Source organism: Vibrio sp. RE88, from assembly GCF_013113835.1.
Taxonomy (GTDB): domain Bacteria; phylum Pseudomonadota; class Gammaproteobacteria; order Enterobacterales; family Vibrionaceae; genus Vibrio.
On the sequence record NZ_VTYQ01000001.1, the window covers coordinates 164,747 to 181,873 of the forward strand.

The window sequence follows — 17,127 nt, forward strand, 5'->3', positions numbered from 1 at the left end:
ACCGCATCACTCAGGTTCCCAATGCTCTATCTTTAACAATGCCGCCTTCCTTTCCAAGCCACCAGCATAACCAGTTAGCTTACCGCTTTTACCAATCACTCGATGGCAAGGCACAATCACAGAGATAGGATTCTTACCATTTGCTAGCCCCACAGCTCTAACGGCTTTTGGGTTACCAATGGCATCTGCAAGCTGTTGATAGCTCCACGTTTCTCCAAAAGGTATGGTCGTTAATGCCTTCCATACCTGCTGCTGAAACACCGTTCCTTCTGCTGCTAATGGTAGATCAAATTCCTTTCGGCTACCGGAAAAATACTCGTCTAACTGTTTGATTGCTTTAATAAGTATAGGATGTTCTTTATCGTTTTTGCCTAACTCTTCAGGTTGTGTGGTCTGAGTCTCAAACCAAGCACCTAACAAACCTTGCTCATTAGCCTGAATCGTCATCTGTCCAAGCGGCGTTTTAAAGGTGGTATAACTCTTGTTCATGCGTGACTCCAGCAATGGAATGTGGCGTAACTCCCCCATGGAGATACACTTTCAGCATTCAGTTCAGGGAATTGATTCAGGGCCTTCTTGACCACTAAATCACCCTCTAGGAAACAGTTGGGCTCAGAGGCGCCTCTCAATCTGGCGTAACTTACCGTCCACGGGCCAACTCCTTTTACATCAAGCCATTGCTCCAGACTCGCTTGAGGGTTTTCTACAATAAACTGCGCGAAGCGTGCCAATGTTTCTTTGCGACTTTGCGGCATACGTAGAAAAGATAGGTCTGCAACTGCCACCTCTTGTGGCGTGGGAAAATGTGTTACACCTTCCGGCTGCAAGGTTTGAACCAAAAGATTGAGTTGACCAATGGCCGCTTTGATCGACACTTGCTGGCCTAAAATGGCTCTAACGCCACCTTCCCAGGTGCTCCAGACGCCAGGAATACGAATCCCGCTACGCTGTATCAGGCTTGAATTCAGCGTATTCAGTTTCTGTTCAATGGTCAGAATGTCCGTATCTAGGTCAAACATTCTGCGCAGTTGATTCACCAACGCTTTCAAGCGGCGGGTATCAGATAGCTCAAACTCTACCCGCATGATTCCGGGTTTATGATAGCGAATCGCAAACCAGCCTTTCGCCCCTTCAATCTCAAACTTCCTCTGATAGCTTTCGTCGCGGATTTGCTCTAATCCTTTAATGGCTCGCAGGCGGTAAAAATCCAGCATATGTTGCCAATCTAAAGGCCCTTTAAACGCCAGATCGATATAACTACTTTCCACCGTAGAGGCGACCTGCTCTTTTCTGACCTGAGTCGGAGTCAGCTTAATAACCTGCTTAAAGGCATCATTAAAACGACGCACACTGTTGAACCCACTGGCGAACGCGATATCCGTCACCGACATAGAGCTGGAATGGAGCAGTTGTTTGGCAAACATCAGTTGATGGTAAAGGGCGTATTGTTTTGGTGCCATCCCAAGGTGGTCTTGAAACAGCTGTCTTAAATAGCGGTCACTGATCCCAAGACGTTCAGCCAATTCAGCCAGACTGGATGTCTGCAACTCCCCTTGCTCAATCATTTTCAGAGCACGAAGAAACGTAGTTTCGACCCCTTTCCATGCCCAAGAACTTGGCGCACTGTCAGGACGACAACGCAAGCAAGGTCGATAGCCCGCCTGAAGCGCCTGCGCTTTCTCGACAAAATATTCTACATTTTCTTCTTTTGGTAAATTGGCTGGGCATATGGGGCGACAAAAAATGCCCGTGGTTTTAACCGCCACATAGAAGCGACCATCGAAGCGTGCATCCCTTGCCTGACGGGCGCTTTGACACTCTTGCAGCGATATTGATGATAATCCGTTCACACTCTTAATCCCGACATCTTTCAAACTCTTAAAACGAGTCTAATCGGCTCACTTTTTAATACTAGCCATTTTCGGAAGTTAATCGAATTTGCTATCAGTTTAAACTCTTCTAGAGTTAAAATGCAGATGATACAAATAATAAGGAAGTTGGCTATGAACCTGCACACATGCACGATAGTGCTAAAAGATAATCTCACCCTTACGTATGACAGCGTCGAACAAAGCCTCAGCGTCATTGAACAACATGGTCAGTCAGGTATCAATAATATATTGATTGATGCGACTGATGGTCAGACCATTCGATCCTACCATAATCTATCGATTGAGGAGTCAATTGAAAGCCTGATGGACTTGTAATACACAACTTCACTTCAGGAACATTCATTCAATCAGACAAAGAAGTGGACGTATCCTTCATTCATTGATTCAATTTATGTAAACAGTGAACTGGAAGGATACATAAAGCATGAAATTGCTGCTGGTTGAAGATGACGCAGAGATTGCTGAGTTCATACATAAAGGCTTAACAGAACAAGGCCATTCTCTTTGTCACGAACCTGATGCGAAAACCGGACTCGTTCGCGCCGCGAGCGAGTCTTTCGACGTCATCATTTTTGACCGCATGCTTCCCAGCATGGATGGTATCGACGCGATACGCGTACTCAGGCAAAGCCAGATACACTCTCCCATTCTGATTCTCACCGCTAAAGACAGTATTGGTGATCGAGTCGCTGGCCTCGAAGCCGGTGCTGACGACTACATGGTCAAGCCTTTTGCCTTCGAAGAATTAAACGCGCGAGTCAAAGCTTTAGCGCGGCGCCAGCCAGTCAGTCAAGCCTCCACTCAGTTAACCGCCGGCCCACTCACGCTCGATAAGCTCAGTCGCAAAGTGACTCATTCAGGCACAGAAGTAGACCTGTTGCCCCGTGAATATCAGATTCTGGAATTGCTGATGGTTAATCAAGGTGAGTTGGTAACCCGAACCATGCTGCTGGAGCAGGTTTGGGGCTTTCAGTTTGACCCCAATACCAGTCTGGTTCAGACCCACGTAAGTCGCCTGAGAAACAAAGTCGATAAAGCCTTCAATACGGAACTGATCAAAACGGTACGCGGGGCTGGCTATGTCCTCTCGTTCTAATACCAACCCAACCACACTTTGGCATTCGTCCATTTTTAAATATACGCTGGTTTCCTCTGCGCTGTTTTTTGTGTCGGCGTTGATTTTGTTAGGTGTGGTTGGCGGAACCTTCCTGTACAACACCAATCAGATCGACAAGCAAGAACAACGCGACACGTTCCATTGGCTGGCGGAAGAAATCAATGACAATGGCATAGACTGGCTAATCGAAGAGTTGGGGCTGGAAACTGAGGAAATCAACGAGCCTGACTTTTGGCACAACCGGATAGAACGTAATCTCTATGTGATGTACCTAGAGTTCGGCGACCAAAGTTACGGTTTTGAACCTCTCCACCAAGCGCTGCCGGGTTGGAACTGGCAGCCTCTTGAGATCACTCACTATGACGAAGAGGATCAGCCATACGAAGAAACGTATCAGGTCAGAACCTTGCGCCAAAATCTGGACCAAGATGTCACACTGATCGTTGCCACCAGCGAGAGCTACGATTACCAATCCATCTTCAACACACTGTCGAGTGGGTTACTCTGGGTCTGCCTGACCGCTCTGCCTCTGTCTGTCCTGATTGCCTACCTGCTGAGCCGCAAAGTGTATCAGCGTCTTGATCTATTGTCGGACGAATTAGAGTCCATCGGCGCCACCAATCTTAGCCAACGAGTTCCTTTATCCATTCATGCCGATGAGTTTGATCGTCTGTCAGAAAACATCAACCAGATGCTAGAAAGGATCGAAAACCTCCACACCAATATCGAAGACGTGACAGTAGGTATCGCCCATGACTTAAAAACACCGCTTACCCGATTGGCCAATCAGCTCCAACTGATGGCAATGGATAATGACCACTCAGAGCAACACATCGAGAAAGCCCAAGATCAAGTTGCAGAGATGCTTAAAACGTTTAACAGCTTGCTGCGCCTGAGCGAAATTGAATCGGGCAAACGTAAAGCGCATTTCACCCCCATCAAATTGTCCGAGCTTGTTGAGGATCTGGTGGAGAGCTATCAGCCTGTCTTTGAAGATCATCACTTACAGCTCACCAGTGCTATCGTGCCCGGAATAATGCTTTCTGGGGATAATGAACTGCTGAATCAGATGATCATTAATCTGTTTGAGAACAACCTCAAGTACAGCCAAGAAAATGGCCAGATATGGGTGCACTTACAGCCTTCTGAATCAGGTTTAACTCTGCAACTGGGAGACGATGGCCCGGGTATCGCCTCTCAGCACCAAGCAAGAATTTTCGAACGCTTCTACACCGCCGACACCAGCCGAAGTAACGCCAGCAATGGTCTCGGGTTGAGCTTGGTTCAGAGTATCGCTCATCTTCATGGCGCCTCAGTTACTTTGTTACCCGACACTCAAGGGACAGTGTTTAATATTCAGTTTTTCACTAACCATACAAATTTGTAAGGTTAGCTGCCCTGATATGTAAACCGCGCTAGCACGCCAGATACATATACTCCTTTCAAGCCTTATGGAAAGGAGTATTGGCCATGCCATTGAATTACAAGTTATCGGTAATACTGTTACTGAACGTATTACTGACGGCTGCTTGTCAGAGCTCAGAGGATGAACAAGCAAACGAGGGCACGCTATCAACGAACACCCATCAAAACTGGCATTGCCAGAATTCCGATACCTCGCACCAAGTGCGTTTTCTGAATCAATCAACGTTTGGCGCAAACCGCACCGATGTGGCCCGTTTATGCCAGCTTGGGCAGTCGCAGTGGTTCCTAAATCAGCTCGATGAGCGCCCAAGTTATCTGATGCCCTATGTTCAGACTGAACTGGCACAAGCCGACCGAGAGTCAGAAGACGAGTTGAGCGCTTTTGTGTTTGAATCGCCTACGTTTGGTTTCTGGACGAATGCGATTGCAGGCAATGATCAGCTTCGACAGCGCATGGCCTTTGCGCTGTCTGAGATTTTTGTCATTTCGACGAAAGGGGGCGAGGTGCTGGCTGAAACGCCAACCGCAATTGCCCGCTATCAGGATTTGCTGATTAAACACGCTTTCGGCAACTATCGAACGCTCTTGGACGACATTACTTATTCAGCCACCATGGGCTACTACCTAACGTATATAGGCAGCAAAAAAGCCGACCCAGCAACGGGGAGAGTTCCAGACGAAAACTATGCTCGTGAGCTATTGCAACTGTTCAGTATTGGCGTCACTTTACTCAATCAGGATGGGACGCAAAAAACTGACAGTCAGGGAAAGCCTGTTGAAGCCTACAACAATCAGGATATTACCGGCCTAGCCAAAGTGTTTACGGGCTTTGACCTCGACGTGCCAGCAGCGCTCGATGAAGATGAACGCCACGATGCATGGATGGACGCCGCGCTCAAACCCATGGTCATCCGCACTGGGGATCACTCTCGGGTAGAAAAACACTTTCTAGGTAAGACTCTCGCGGCCAATACTCCCGCCAGACAAACGATTCAGCAAGCACTCGATCATATCTTCGCTCACCCGAATGTCGCACCATTTTTCAGTACTCAACTGATCAAAAGATTGACCTCCAGTAACCCATCCCCAGCTTACGTTAAGCGGGTTGCCGACAGCTTTGATGCGGGTTGGTACACCTTACCCAATGGGCAAGTTGTCGGCACTCGGCAACGTGGCGACTTAGGAGCAACGTTGGCGGCTATCTTATTTGAACCTGAAACACGCCAAGATCCTGCTTCTCAATATGGCAAACTGAGGGAGCCCATACTCACTTTCACGCAATGGGCACGCGCTTTCGAGATAAGAAAAGTCACTCCTCAATTTAAGCTCGATCTCTGGTCAACCGACAGTGCAGACGCGCTCTCTCAACACCCCTATCGTTCACCTTCGGTATTTAACTATTTCCGCCCCGGCTACGTTCCTCCGGGCAGTCACAGTGCCGATATGGGCTTAACCGCTCCTGAAATGCAACTTATTAATGCTTCTAGCCTTCCCGGTTACAGCAATTTTCTCACTCATTTTATTTTCAACAATATGGTGGAGGAAGATATTGACGACGCACAGGCTGAGCTGGCTGAAGAAGGCAAAAGAGTCAGCCGCTCACAAGTAAAACAGAGCTTTCACGCTCGCTATCAATACGAGTATCAACTTGCTCGCCACCCCGACAAACTGGTCCAACACTTAGACCTGCTTCTGACTGGTAACCGCCTGTCGACCGATACTAAGCGCTCTATTGCCACCAGCATCAACGAACTCGACTCAAACGAGGATCGCTTACTGCGAGTCCAGCTTGCCATCCTGATGGTCATGACGTCACCGGACTACCTATTTCAGTACTGAGGAGTAACGGATTATGAACCGTAGAAAATTCTTAAAAGGCGGTATAGCAGCAGCGACTATGACCCCATGTATGGCTTCATTTGCTGGGCTACTGTCGTCACTAAACAGCTCAGTGGCAAAAGCTGACACGCCCAGCGAGTACAAAGCCTTAGTATGTCTGTTCCTCTACGGGGGAATGGATAACCACGATACTGTGATTCCTTACGACGCAACAAACTATGAGCGATGGGCCAAAGTACGTCGACCTTTACTGAGCAGCAAAACGAAACGTGCCAGAGAAGATCTTAAGCGACTCAGCGGTACTGAAGGCCAGCAGCAATATGCGCTCCCCCCAGAATTATCCGGTATTCACTCGCTATACGAGCAAGGACATGCCGCGGTGATTGCCAACGTGGGCCCTTTGACTCGACCTACCAATGCCAGCAACTATGACAGCGTTCCAAACATTCAACCTGCTCGGTTGTTTTCTCACAATGATCAGCAATCTACATGGATGTCGGGACTTCCAGAAGGTGCTCGCTACGGATGGGGAGGCCGCCTTAGTGATGCTCTAGCTCGAAGTGGTCACTCGCCAGACACGCCATTCAATAACATTTCAACTGGGTCTGGTGAGCTGTTGTTAACCGGAGCCCGCAGCTACCCCTATCGAGTTGAGGGCGGGCAAGCAAGGCAACCTTACATACTGGAAGAAGCCGAAGGCGAACTGAGAAGTCACCTTCTGCGACATTTTCGTTCTTCCCACTATGTTTCATCAAACCCCATTCAACAGGATCTAGCTCGTAAAATGATGCAATCCTTTGATGCCAACCAAAGCTACAACCGTGCCACTGGTGGTGTCCGCATTGCGACTAAATTCCCTGATACAGAGCTGGGCAGTCAGCTTTGGAGCGTTGCCAATACGATGGCTGCGCGGCGTCAACTGGGTGTGGCGCGCCAGATATTTTCGGTAGATTTGGGGGGCTTTGATACTCACTCCAATCAAGCGACAACCCTGCCACAGTTACAACAGCAAATGAGTGCAGCGATCACCTCATTTTATTCCGCACTGCAAGAGCTCGGGCTGGAGAATCAAGTCACCCTATTTACGGCCTCAGATTTTGGTCGAACCTTGGCCGTCAATGACGACGGCACGGACCACGGCTGGGGCGGACATCACTTTGTGATTGGTGGCGCGGTGCAAGGTCGTCAAATCATCGGGGCTATGCCACCTCCGACGTTCGGACATAACCAAGATGCGGGCAACGGCAGGCTAATTCCAACGACTTCCGTTGACCAGTACGCTGCGGCGCTCGGAAGTTGGTGGGGAGCATCGGACAGCGCGCTATCAGAGATTTTCCCTAACCTGAAAAACTTTACGAAGATTAACGGCTTATTTAAGAGTTAAAGTGCCCAGTAAAGGTCATTTGAGCAAGACAGCCCTGCTGTTTTGGGTTGTCTTGCAATTCAAACTTCCAGCCATAACTCTGGCAGATACGGTTAACAATCAACAACCCTAAACCGTGCTCCGTTTCAGGCTTATCACTCAAGCCCGGCCCAGTATCGGTCACTTTTATCGAGTGTGAATCAATGGCAACGCTAATCTCGCCCTGCTCGGTAAACCTCAGCGCGTTTTCAATCAGGTTTTTTAAGACCATATTCAAGACACTCATCGGCAGGTTTATCTGACATCCGGTTGCAATCTCCAGAGTCAGTTCAACGCCCGGCTGAAGCTTTTGTCGATAACGCTCCATCACAATATCTTTCTCAACCACATCGAAATACTGATCGTTGCGATTGGCGTTTTCCTGCTTAACGATGTTAAGCAGCACTTCCACCGTTTCCTGCATTCCGGTTGCCGCTTTCAGAATGCGCTCTCGCTGCTTCGCCTGAAAATCGGTATCGGATTTCATGTTTTGCAAGTTTGCGGCACCAAGCACCACTGAAATGGGTGTTTTTAATTCATGACTGGCGTATTTGGCGAACATCAGCTCCTGCTTTGCTAAGCTCTCTTTCTTCTGTTTGTAGCCGTTAAGATGACGAGTCAGTTGCTTGATCTCATCGATCGCCTGTTCTGGTACATCAAAATCTTGATCCTTTTTCTCTGCTAATTGGTCAGACAAGGTCGAAATGGGCGACATCAACCCATCAAATACGCGTTTCAGAGATGCTCTCAGCACTAACAGTAAAAAAAACATCAGCAGCATTGAAATACCCATCAGCGTATCCCAATTATCATCACCAAAGTCGAGGGCAAAAGAATCAATAGCAAGATAGGTCGGAATCACCGCCCCTTGATATTCAAACTCAAAGTAAAACGCGACGTTACCGTGAAGGTCATAGGAATCTAATAGAAAGTCGGGAACATTCGGCTTGATATCCCGCTTGAGTTCATTGATGTGGTAATCGCGTTTAACCTGATTCGGCGCGAAAGGCTTCATTCTTTTCACCGCGTCACTCAGATAGCTTTCTCCATAATAGGCAATCACATGCTTGCTGAGATAGGACATAGGCACCTGTTCCAGCTGATAGTGCTTTATCGCAACTTGCTGAAAAGAGCGGAGGTGGTCTTCAAGCTGTTCCTCTTCTTGTAGTACCAAACCAATCGAGAACGCAAAAAAGACCAAAAATGATGTGGTCAGCGCAATCGCTGAGAAATTAAACAGCAAACGAAGTTTGACATCTTCTATGGAGTTGCCGCGCGGTTTTCTGAACCATTTTTTAATCGACATGATCGGTCACCAATTTGAAACCAAATTTTGGCACTGTTACCAGCATGGGGTAATCGAATGGCTTATCGAGGGCATTCCTCAGCAGATAAATGTGACTGCGCAAGATGTCTTTGTCTGGCGCGTCTTCCCCCCACAATTGCTGAATCAACGAGTCACGAGATACTACTTCGCCTTTGGCTTTCACCAGCATCAGCAAGATTTGATAGGTGGCGGGCGTCAGGTCAAGCTCGACATCAAGACGGGTCACTCTATGGGTCTTTTCTTCAATCGACAAATCGCCGTAGTTTAGGCGTGTACGGGTAACGTTGCCTTTATAACGCTTAATCAACGATATCAACCGGACTTCCAACTCTGGAAACTGAAATGGTTTACTGACGAAGTCATCGACTCCAGATTCAAATCCAGCCAGCAAGTCTTGCTGCCCATTGAGTGCGGTCAGCATCAAAATCGGCGTAGTGATTCCATTCTCTCTCAACTCTTTAGCAACTTGCATCCCATCTTTTTTCGGCATCATCACATCAAGAATAATCGCGTCAAACTCATGTTTTAATGCAAGATTAAGCCCTAATAAGCCGTTATTGGCAAAATCGACTTCAGCCCCTTTCACTTCGAGAAAATCAGCCAGAATCCCCTGCAACTCCTCGTTATCTTCGACGACCAGAATTCGACTACCTACTAACATATCCAGCTCCGATGATGGTGTTTCATTCATGGTGAAATCGCTCTTGTCGAAAAAATGTCAAATTGAGTGTGAAAGAGAATCTCAGTGCTGTCGAATACATTTCGACAAAAAGTCGACATCCCCAAATTCAGACTTTCTGTCATAGAACACGGGGAGACCACCATGAACATAAAACTTTCGATTCTCGCCCTCGCAGGCATTCTCATTACCGGACCCGCTCTCGCCATTGAGTTGATTGGTCAGGTGCAAAGCAAACACAGACAAAGCATCGTTGCTGAAGTCGACGGTGTGGTGGAGTCTGCACTGCTCGAACCGGGTGACTTAATTGGCAAAAATCAGATTCTAGCCAGAATCAAAGTGCAGGATTTTCGCTTTGAAGTAGCTAAAAAGAAAGCCAGCCTAGAGTTAGCCCAAGCCAATCTGCAACTGACTAAAGCCACGTTTGAACGTTATCAGGAGCTGGTCAGCAAAAAGAGCCTATCTGCCAACGAGTTGGATATCGCCAAAGCGGAATACCTCAATGCCAGAGCCAATGTCGATCTGGCTAAGATCGAGCTTGAAGAAGCGGAACAAGACCTAAGTGACACCAAAATAACGTCAAACATCGAAGGTTTTGTCGTCAGCCGTAGCGCAGAATCTGGTGATTGGGTCAATCAGGGCGACCTACTCTATCAACTGGTCAATATTGATACCTTGACCATACGCCTGCTTGCCAGTGAGCACGATATGAAGGCGCTCAATGTCGGGCAACCCATTGAACTCTGGACCGAAACCGCGCCAGACAACCGTATTCAATCCACCATTAAACGCATCGGGGTGGAAATGGATACCGAAACCCGCGCCTATCCGATTGAGATTGAAGTCGACAATCCGGGTTTCCACCTCAAGCCAGGCATGTCTGTCTACGCAACGACTTCACTTCCATCAAACTCAATCAGCGCTAACGCGCAAGATTAAGATCGGGAGGAACAATGGAATCACTGATTGCTTACTTTGCCACGCGCCAGTTTTTAGCCCGTATCATTACTATCATGGTGATGCTGGCCGGAGCCGCTTCTCTCTATACTCTTAAACTTCAAGAGTACCCTGATATCGCTTTTGATTCAGCGGACATAGAAACCTTTTACCCAGGCTCCACCGCTCAGGATGTTGAGCTCAACATTACCAATCCGATAGAAAAAGAACTGCGTAGTGTTGAAGGTATCAAGTATTTTTCCTCTCAGTCGACAGATGGTGTGTCGGCGATTGAAGTAGAATTCTTACCCGGCGAAGACGCTGCCCGCATTCTGCGCGACATTCAACAGGCAGTTGATCGAGTAGAAGGGTTACCGGAAGACATCACCAATCCTCCGGTCGTCACTCAGATGCAAACATCCTCACTCGATATATTGCGCTTTGGTGTTGAATTATCGAACCCAGAAGACGATGAGGCGCAGCTACAGAATTACGCTTACCAGCTAGAAAAGAGCCTCAACAATGTGTCCGGCGTCGGTAAAGTGACAATGTTTGGCTATAACGAGCGTGAATTCTGGGTTCAGATTGATCCTGAAAAATCCAGTCGCTATCAGGTGACGTTTGACGATCTCAGTCAGGCTGTAGAGCTGCACAACCTGTCCCAATCCGGTGGTGTGGTGGAGTCTTGGAGTCGAGAGCAAAAAATCGTCACCATGACACAAGTACAAACCGCGCAAGACATCAGCGATATCGTAGTCAAAAGCCTCAGCAACGGCACCATAGTCAAAGTTGGGGATGTCGCTACTGTGGTCGATACCTTTGCCAAGGCCACGCAGAAGGGTACAGTCAACGGCTCAGATGCGATTATTTTCTCCGTCACTAACAGCAGCAATGCCGATATCATTGCGACGGTTGAAAACGTCAAAGCACTGTTAGAGAAAGAGCAAACGCATCTTAACGGTCAGTTCCAGTTCGAGATCAGTGAGAACATTGCCGATGACATGAACGATAAATTTTCGATTGTCGCCACCAATGGCGGGATCGGACTGGTGTTGGTTTTACTCGTCTTAAGCCTGATTCTTAAGCGTCAAATCGCGTTCTGGGTGTCGGTGTCGATTCCATTCTGTGTGTTTGGCGTGATGATGGTGTTGCCTGTCATCGGGCTTAACTTAGACAGCATCACGTTGGCCGCACTGCTGTTGGTTGTCGGCATTATTGTCGATGACTCCGTCGTGGTGGCAGAAAGTATTTATCAGGAAAGAGAAAAAGGGAAAAAAGGCGTCGAGGCCGCAATCTCAGGCACCAAAAAGGTAATGAAGCCCATCATTGCCAGCTTAACCACAACCGCTCTGGTCTTTATCCCGATGGCCTTTATCCCCGGCGTGATGGGTAAAGCGGTCTTGGTGATTCCAATCACCGTGATTGCAGCGCTGCTGTTTTCCATGGCGGAATGTACCTTTACCCTGCCCGCGCATTTATCTGGCTCATTAGAAAGTAAAAAAGGCAATGACAAACCTGACCGCTTCGCCGCTATCAGCGTATTTTACACCGCACTTCTCACACGTTGTCTGAAATTCAAGAAAACGGTCTTGCTTGTGGCCATTGTGTGCTGTGTTGGCTCACTGGGGTTAATCAGCACCTTGAAGCTCGATATTTTCCCTTCGGAATCAGCGAAATACATCGAGATTTATACAGAAATCGAACCGGGCACACCTCTCGACAAAGTGCGTGAAGCCCACAGCGCCGTTGAGCAAGCCATTACTTCTCTGCCTGACAGCGAACTGGTTTCCTGGGATATGACCTACGAAACACCAGTCAGTGAAGGCGTTGTCACACTGACCAGCTATGATCAGCGCGAGCGCAGTGCAGCTCAGATCATTGAAGATCTCAATCATCAGTTGGAAATGAAGAAAAAGGACTTGTTCGTTAAATTCTCTATTGATGCAGGCGGGCCACCTCCGGGAGAGCCGGTCGAAATCCGTGTTCTTGGCGGAACCACCAGTGAACGTGATCAGGCCGTCGAACTGGTCAGCCAATGGCTGGAGCTACAAAACGGCGTTGCAGACATCACCAATAACGAAGCCCTCAAAGATCCGCAGCTAAATATAGTGCCGCAATACGACTGGCTCGCGACCTACAATCTGACCGTGTCTGACTTAGCCAACACACTGCGCCTAGCATTTGATGGTGATAGCGTGACATCAACTTGGCTCGGCGATCAGGAAGTCGACATCCGACTTTTACTTGATGCTCCATATCGAGATATAGAAAAGTTGAGTACGACCAAAATCTACACCTCGGATGGTGACCGAGTTCCACTCAGCCGATTGGCGACGGTTGAGCAGATTGAGGCACCGCGATTGATCAAGCACTACAATGGTGAACGTGAAGTCACGGTCACTGCGCAAATCACCAGTGACGACGTCAGCCCACTCGCGCTCTCGAATCAGCTTTTGAGTGACCTCAATGGCAAATACGCGTCGAGCATCACAATTGATGTCGGTGGTGAAGCGGAAAGCACCAACGAAACCATGAGTGGCTTTGTTGTCGCCTTCCCCGCAGCGATTGTCGCGATCTATTTCGTCTTAGCGATCATGTTCAATTCACTGCTACAGCCATTGTTGGTGATGTCGGTGATCCCTTTTGCCGTCGTTGCAGCGTTAATGGCGTTGGTGGTTCACCTGCAACCTCTGTCTATGTTCGCTTTGATCGGAGTACTGGGCATGACAGGCGTCGTGGTTAATAACTCGTTGGTTCTGATTAATCGCATCAACGAACTCAGAGCGGAAGGGCTTGCGGCTCTTAATGCAGTGGTTGAAGCGTCAGTGAGTCGACTGCGCCCGATTTTGCTCACCTCCATCACCACGGTAGCGGGCCTATTACCATTGGCGTATGGCCTGGGCGGAACCGATGTTTACATGGGACCAATGTCACTCACTCTCGGCTATGGCTTGTTGTTCTCGTTGCCCGTGGTATTGATTGTTGTTCCAGCGCTCTACGCGTTATGTTTCGCTCGAAAGCAAACCCTCGCAGAACAATGAGGTAACCAAGAAAATAACTAAGAATAAGGCTCACTTTGACCACTGCCATGGGGCTCAGGCTGAATATCTTCAGCTGGGCTAGTCTCAAAGTGAGCCGCTTTACACGCTAAATAAAGTCATTCAAAAATTTCGAATGTCTCGCTCGAAGAGAATGGATTTTTTCTCACTTCGGTTAAACCTAAACTTCGTTGCAACAGACACAAAGGCTCGATTGAATCCAGCCTGACTAGACAGAGAAACATGATTATGACGAATACACTTGTTCTTAAATCCAGCATTCTGGGCCCTCACTCTCAATCAAACCAGCTGATCGATCACGCTCTTGAAGGCAAATCGGGCATTATTGAGCGCGACCTAGCCGCAACACCTGTACCTATACTTGATATGAATGTCGCAACAGCACTGCGCAGTGACGGCAATGACCTATCAGATGAACTTAAAGCGGTACTAGAGCTATCTAACCAACTGATTGATGAGCTAAAAGCAGCAGATACCATTGTCATCGGTGCACCTATGTACAACTTCATGGTACCGACTCAGCTTAAAAACTGGTTTGACCTAATTGCTCGTGCTGGCGTGACCTTCTCTTACACTGAGAAAGGCCCGGTTGGCTTAATCGAAAACAAGAAAGTGATCGTCGTGACTACTCGTGGTGGCTTGCACAAAGACTCGCCACGTAACTCCATCGAAAGCTACCTGACGACAATGCTAGGTTTCATTGGCATTACCAATGTTGAGTTTGTCTACGCAGAAGCCCTGAACATGGGTGAAGATGCCGCAGCTGTGGCGCGTGAAGATGCACTAAAGCAGTTGGATGAATTGGTTTAACCCGATTCAGTAAAGCCCTCGGAACACCGAGGGCTTTTTGTTTATTCATCTAATGGCAAATCCGCCATTTGTTGTAATGAGTACGCGGTAATCGGGTCAATATCTTTCACCAACTCCTCCACCTGCTCAATCGCTTCAACCGAAGAGCTCGCCTTACGGTAACTTAAGTAGATAGGTCGGTGCCAGTCCTCAACACCCACCACTTTAAATAGCTGCCCGCTGGCAATAAATGGTTCCACTAGCGACGCAGGTAAGTAAGCACTTCCTCCTTTTTCAAGGATGAAATCCATTGCAATACGTGCAGTCGAGGTTCTCAAATAAGGTGCTGGAATTTTCGGATGTCGCTCAGCATGTTCAGACGCAAACTTGGTTCCCCAATCAACATAAGCATACTTATCCTCAAATACACTCTCTAGCGTATGCTCTTCTGTTGAAACCAGAACCAAAACGATATCGGCAACCTTTTTACAGTGCAGTTCGTCCGCTTTAATCTGGTCAAACGCGAACGCCATATCCAGTGTTCTCTCCTGCAAGCTGCGATTCAGCGCTTCTCGCCCCATCACTTCCGCCATAAACCCGTAACCACCAAACGAATCCGTCACAATGCTCAGGCAATTCTGCAAATACGCATCCCAGACATTCGGCGTTCCGCCCATCGTCAGTTGTAACGCTTTACCACTTTCCAAAGACAACTCCAACTTTGCTTGTTGAAGGGTCGCCACCATGACTTCGGCGTAACTCACCAAACGTTCACCAGACGACGTCAGTTTGATATTGTTCCTGTCACGAATAAACAACTGGGTATCAAAATAGCTTTCCAGTTGCTTAATTCGCGCACTCACAGCCGCCTGAGTGATGTATAGGTTCTCCGCCGCACGCCCGAAGTGACGCACATTGGCCAGTTCTAAAAATGTTTTGAAGACTTTGACGTCCATCGAAATACCTCAGTAAAGAGCATTAAAGGATAACAATAATGGGTTTCACTTATTTTCCCGTTAAACAAACTGTTATCTAACCTTCATAAAAGTGTTTAATTGAGACGATAAAAAGGTTTTGTTTTTCTTTTGTTAAATTTACGCCTACTTTTCGTTTTAGTTCAACCAAGTAGGTTTATAGAGGCTACCAAAATGTCTGACACTCTATTTCGTCACGGCAAAAAACGTTTTTATGACAACACCAAATTCCCACGTGGCTTTGCCAAGTCCGGGGATTTTACGCTTGCAGAAGAGGAAATCCTAACGCTTTATGGGGATACGATGCAGGGTTTGGAGATGCGGATACTTGAACCGGAAAATGCCGAGGAAAAGCACTTCATTAAGGTGATAGAAAATCCAGGTAAAGCGAAATCAAAACTGGAGCGAGTCTGGCTGAAGTATGTGCAGTTAGCGCGTGGTCGTAAGCGTTTTCATACCCTTAATGGTCGCAATAAGCCAGACGCCATTGAAGACTATTCTGAAGATGTTAGCTTGGCCGAAGAAGATTAGTAACAAAGACAAAGCCCCGTATCACGGGGCTTTTCATATCGCGAATGCATTACTTCGCTAGGGTCGCGACTTTCTTCAGAAAAGTATCACGCAGATGCTCCTGATCGTACTCCAGATGATAGGTATTGTGGAAACCGATCTTAAGCTCAACGCCGTTACCACGTAGATACACACTGTATCCGTCATAGTCCGAGAAGGCTTCTACCCCTTCATACATCTTGCCGTATTCAGTCGGCGTCCCGTTTGCCATCACCGTCTCATACGCGTGAAGTACTTTGGTCGGATCGAGTTCGTTTTTCATCACTTGCACTCCGTGTTTATACCTCTTAAGTATGAGTAGCACGTCTATTTTTCGCCATAACAGACTTTGAGCAAGGTCAAAAGTTAGGCAACTTTTCTTTCACTGTATACCCCAAAAACATTCATCGCCCGCATGAACAGTTAGATGAATTATTTGTAATGTTCAGGTCAGAAGGGATTTAGTTCCGTCACGTAATCTTGTTTGGGTCAACACAACATCCCTTACAGATCGAGGATTACACTATGTTTAAATCATCCATTGCTTTCATTTGCCTTTCACTCACTATGATAACGCCAGCGATGGCAAGCGAGAGCCAAAGCGGTCCAGCCCTCAGCGCAGTCGAAGCACTGCAACAAATCAAACGTGAATACCCAGCCAAATATGAGTACATCGCTTTGGCAGTCGATGAAAATGGTAAAGATCAATACATTGCTCAAGTCGAAGAAGCCAATCCACCACAATTGGTCAAACTCGACGGTCAGGGTGGTGCAAGCCAAGTCGTCGACACCAGCTCAACCAAATACAGCCTTTTGGACGTGCTGACATTTGTTGAGAACAACTTTCGTGGACAGGTTGGCGAAGCGTTTAAAGAATATCAGCCGGTCGGTGTCGTTTATCAAGTGATGCTGATGGACAAAGCTTACGCTGAGGAAGCAACGATGCTGCAGATCGACGGCAACACTCTAAAAGTCACCTCCATTTACCAAGAGTCCTTTGAAGACATGGAAATGTATGACGAGGATGTCGAAATGCACAACATGGCAGAACTATAATTTAAGATTATCTCATCATCAGCGTATATTAAGTCGATGATATCTAACGCCCTGGCCATCGTCAGGGCAAAGCAGTGGGTATA

The 17,127-nt window shown here is 47.6% G+C and carries 16 protein-coding genes; 10 read left to right on the forward strand and 6 right to left on the reverse strand.

The features are described from left to right. Positions 1 to 6 precede the first annotated feature (6 nt). Both F0265_RS00780 and F0265_RS00785 read right to left on the reverse strand, forming a co-directional pair. Entirely contained in the window at positions 7 to 489 is a 483-nt protein-coding gene (locus F0265_RS00780; RefSeq protein ID WP_006960095.1) for a methylated-DNA--[protein]-cysteine S-methyltransferase, read from the reverse strand. Next, positions 486 to 1,850: an AlkA N-terminal domain-containing protein gene (locus tag F0265_RS00785; RefSeq protein ID WP_171747375.1), complete on the reverse strand. Its 1,365-nt coding sequence runs from the start codon at positions 1,848 to 1,850 to the stop codon at positions 486 to 488. The genes F0265_RS00780 and F0265_RS00785 overlap by 4 nt, the downstream gene beginning before the upstream one ends. A 153-nt stretch (positions 1,851 to 2,003) precedes the next feature. Here F0265_RS00785 and F0265_RS00790 point away from each other — a divergent pair, with 153 nt between their 5' ends. From F0265_RS00790 to F0265_RS00810, 5 genes are all read left to right on the forward strand, one after another. Next, positions 2,004 to 2,207: a hypothetical protein gene (locus F0265_RS00790; RefSeq protein ID WP_038157134.1), complete on the forward strand. Its 204-nt coding sequence runs from the start codon at positions 2,004 to 2,006 to the stop codon at positions 2,205 to 2,207. A gap of 109 nt (positions 2,208 to 2,316) precedes the next feature. Beyond that, positions 2,317 to 2,988 (forward strand): response regulator transcription factor, encoded by a 672-nt coding sequence (locus F0265_RS00795; RefSeq protein WP_171747376.1) that lies wholly within the window; start codon positions 2,317 to 2,319, stop codon positions 2,986 to 2,988. Next, positions 2,972 to 4,396, forward strand: a complete 1,425-nt coding sequence (locus F0265_RS00800; RefSeq protein ID WP_171747377.1) for a HAMP domain-containing sensor histidine kinase — start codon at positions 2,972 to 2,974, stop codon at positions 4,394 to 4,396. The genes F0265_RS00795 and F0265_RS00800 overlap by 17 nt, the downstream gene beginning before the upstream one ends. A gap of 83 nt (positions 4,397 to 4,479) precedes the next feature. Beyond that, a complete protein-coding gene (locus F0265_RS00805) occupies positions 4,480 to 6,273 on the forward strand; it encodes a DUF1800 family protein (RefSeq protein ID WP_171747378.1) in 1,794 nt (597 codons plus the stop codon). Between the two features lie 13 nt (positions 6,274 to 6,286). Beyond that, positions 6,287 to 7,657: a DUF1501 domain-containing protein gene (locus tag F0265_RS00810; RefSeq protein WP_171747379.1), complete on the forward strand. Its 1,371-nt coding sequence runs from the start codon at positions 6,287 to 6,289 to the stop codon at positions 7,655 to 7,657. Here the strand turns inward: F0265_RS00810 and F0265_RS00815 are convergent. Both F0265_RS00815 and F0265_RS00820 read right to left on the reverse strand, forming a co-directional pair. Continuing rightward, positions 7,647 to 8,981: a HAMP domain-containing sensor histidine kinase gene (locus F0265_RS00815; RefSeq protein ID WP_171747380.1), complete on the reverse strand. Its 1,335-nt coding sequence runs from the start codon at positions 8,979 to 8,981 to the stop codon at positions 7,647 to 7,649. The two genes, F0265_RS00810 and F0265_RS00815, sit on opposite strands and share 11 nt — an antisense overlap. Beyond that, positions 8,971 to 9,693 (reverse strand): response regulator transcription factor, encoded by a 723-nt coding sequence (locus F0265_RS00820; protein ID WP_253809264.1) that lies wholly within the window; start codon positions 9,691 to 9,693, stop codon positions 8,971 to 8,973. Before F0265_RS00820 ends, F0265_RS00815 begins: the two co-directional genes overlap by 11 nt. Positions 9,694 to 9,825: 132 nt before the next feature. Between F0265_RS00820 and F0265_RS00825 the strand changes: the two genes are divergently transcribed. The 3 genes from F0265_RS00825 (at position 9,826) to F0265_RS00835 (ending at position 14,486) form a co-directional block, all read left to right on the forward strand. Continuing rightward, on the forward strand, positions 9,826 to 10,620 hold the full coding sequence (locus F0265_RS00825) for an efflux RND transporter periplasmic adaptor subunit (protein WP_171747381.1): 795 nt from the start codon (positions 9,826 to 9,828) through the stop codon (positions 10,618 to 10,620). A 14-nt stretch (positions 10,621 to 10,634) separates the two neighbouring features. Then, on the forward strand, positions 10,635 to 13,658 hold the full coding sequence (locus tag F0265_RS00830) for an efflux RND transporter permease subunit (RefSeq protein WP_171747382.1): 3,024 nt from the start codon (positions 10,635 to 10,637) through the stop codon (positions 13,656 to 13,658). A gap of 246 nt (positions 13,659 to 13,904) precedes the next feature. Next, a complete protein-coding gene (locus F0265_RS00835) occupies positions 13,905 to 14,486 on the forward strand; it encodes an FMN-dependent NADH-azoreductase (RefSeq protein ID WP_171747383.1) in 582 nt (193 codons plus the stop codon). 41 nt (positions 14,487 to 14,527) lie between these two features. On the opposite strand, the gene F0265_RS00840 is transcribed toward F0265_RS00835, so the two are convergent. Next, complete coding sequence (locus F0265_RS00840; protein WP_038157118.1) at positions 14,528 to 15,421, reverse strand: LysR family transcriptional regulator; 894 nt, start codon at positions 15,419 to 15,421, stop codon at positions 14,528 to 14,530. 192 nt (positions 15,422 to 15,613) lie between these two features. Between F0265_RS00840 and F0265_RS00845 the strand changes: the two genes are divergently transcribed. Beyond that, entirely contained in the window at positions 15,614 to 15,970 is a 357-nt protein-coding gene (locus tag F0265_RS00845) for a DUF413 domain-containing protein (protein WP_006960082.1), read from the forward strand. Between the two features lie 49 nt (positions 15,971 to 16,019). On the opposite strand, the gene F0265_RS00850 is transcribed toward F0265_RS00845, so the two are convergent. Further along, a complete protein-coding gene (locus F0265_RS00850) occupies positions 16,020 to 16,271 on the reverse strand; it encodes a DUF3081 domain-containing protein (RefSeq protein ID WP_021458631.1) in 252 nt (83 codons plus the stop codon). Between the two features lie 242 nt (positions 16,272 to 16,513). Here F0265_RS00850 and F0265_RS00855 point away from each other — a divergent pair, with 242 nt between their 5' ends. Then, a complete protein-coding gene (locus F0265_RS00855) occupies positions 16,514 to 17,044 on the forward strand; it encodes a hypothetical protein (RefSeq protein WP_082314882.1) in 531 nt (176 codons plus the stop codon). Positions 17,045 to 17,127 lie beyond the last annotated feature (83 nt).

Bases quoted from the DNA above. Each gene is read 5' to 3' on its own strand.
- F0265_RS00850 (WP_021458631.1), bottom strand. From the start codon at position 16,271: ATGAAAAACGAACTCGATCCGACCAAAGTACTTCACGCGTATGAGACG.
- F0265_RS00780 (WP_006960095.1), bottom strand. From the start codon at position 489: ATGAACAAGAGTTATACCACCTTTAAAACGCCGCTTGGACAGATGACG.
- F0265_RS00810 (WP_171747379.1), top strand. From the start codon at position 6,287: ATGAACCGTAGAAAATTCTTAAAAGGCGGTATAGCAGCAGCGACTATG.
- F0265_RS00825 (WP_171747381.1), top strand. From the start codon at position 9,826: ATGAACATAAAACTTTCGATTCTCGCCCTCGCAGGCATTCTCATTACC.
- F0265_RS00845 (WP_006960082.1), top strand. From the start codon at position 15,614: ATGTCTGACACTCTATTTCGTCACGGCAAAAAACGTTTTTATGACAAC.
- F0265_RS00830 (WP_171747382.1), top strand. From the start codon at position 10,635: ATGGAATCACTGATTGCTTACTTTGCCACGCGCCAGTTTTTAGCCCGT.
- F0265_RS00815 (WP_171747380.1), bottom strand. From the start codon at position 8,981: ATGTCGATTAAAAAATGGTTCAGAAAACCGCGCGGCAACTCCATAGAA.
- F0265_RS00795 (WP_171747376.1), top strand. From the start codon at position 2,317: ATGAAATTGCTGCTGGTTGAAGATGACGCAGAGATTGCTGAGTTCATA.
- F0265_RS00805 (WP_171747378.1), top strand. From the start codon at position 4,480: ATGCCATTGAATTACAAGTTATCGGTAATACTGTTACTGAACGTATTA.
- F0265_RS00835 (WP_171747383.1), top strand. From the start codon at position 13,905: ATGACGAATACACTTGTTCTTAAATCCAGCATTCTGGGCCCTCACTCT.
- F0265_RS00820 (WP_253809264.1), bottom strand. From the start codon at position 9,693: ATGAATGAAACACCATCATCGGAGCTGGATATGTTAGTAGGTAGTCGA.
- F0265_RS00800 (WP_171747377.1), top strand. From the start codon at position 2,972: ATGTCCTCTCGTTCTAATACCAACCCAACCACACTTTGGCATTCGTCC.
- F0265_RS00790 (WP_038157134.1), top strand. From the start codon at position 2,004: ATGAACCTGCACACATGCACGATAGTGCTAAAAGATAATCTCACCCTT.
- F0265_RS00855 (WP_082314882.1), top strand. From the start codon at position 16,514: ATGTTTAAATCATCCATTGCTTTCATTTGCCTTTCACTCACTATGATA.
- F0265_RS00840 (WP_038157118.1), bottom strand. From the start codon at position 15,421: ATGGACGTCAAAGTCTTCAAAACATTTTTAGAACTGGCCAATGTGCGT.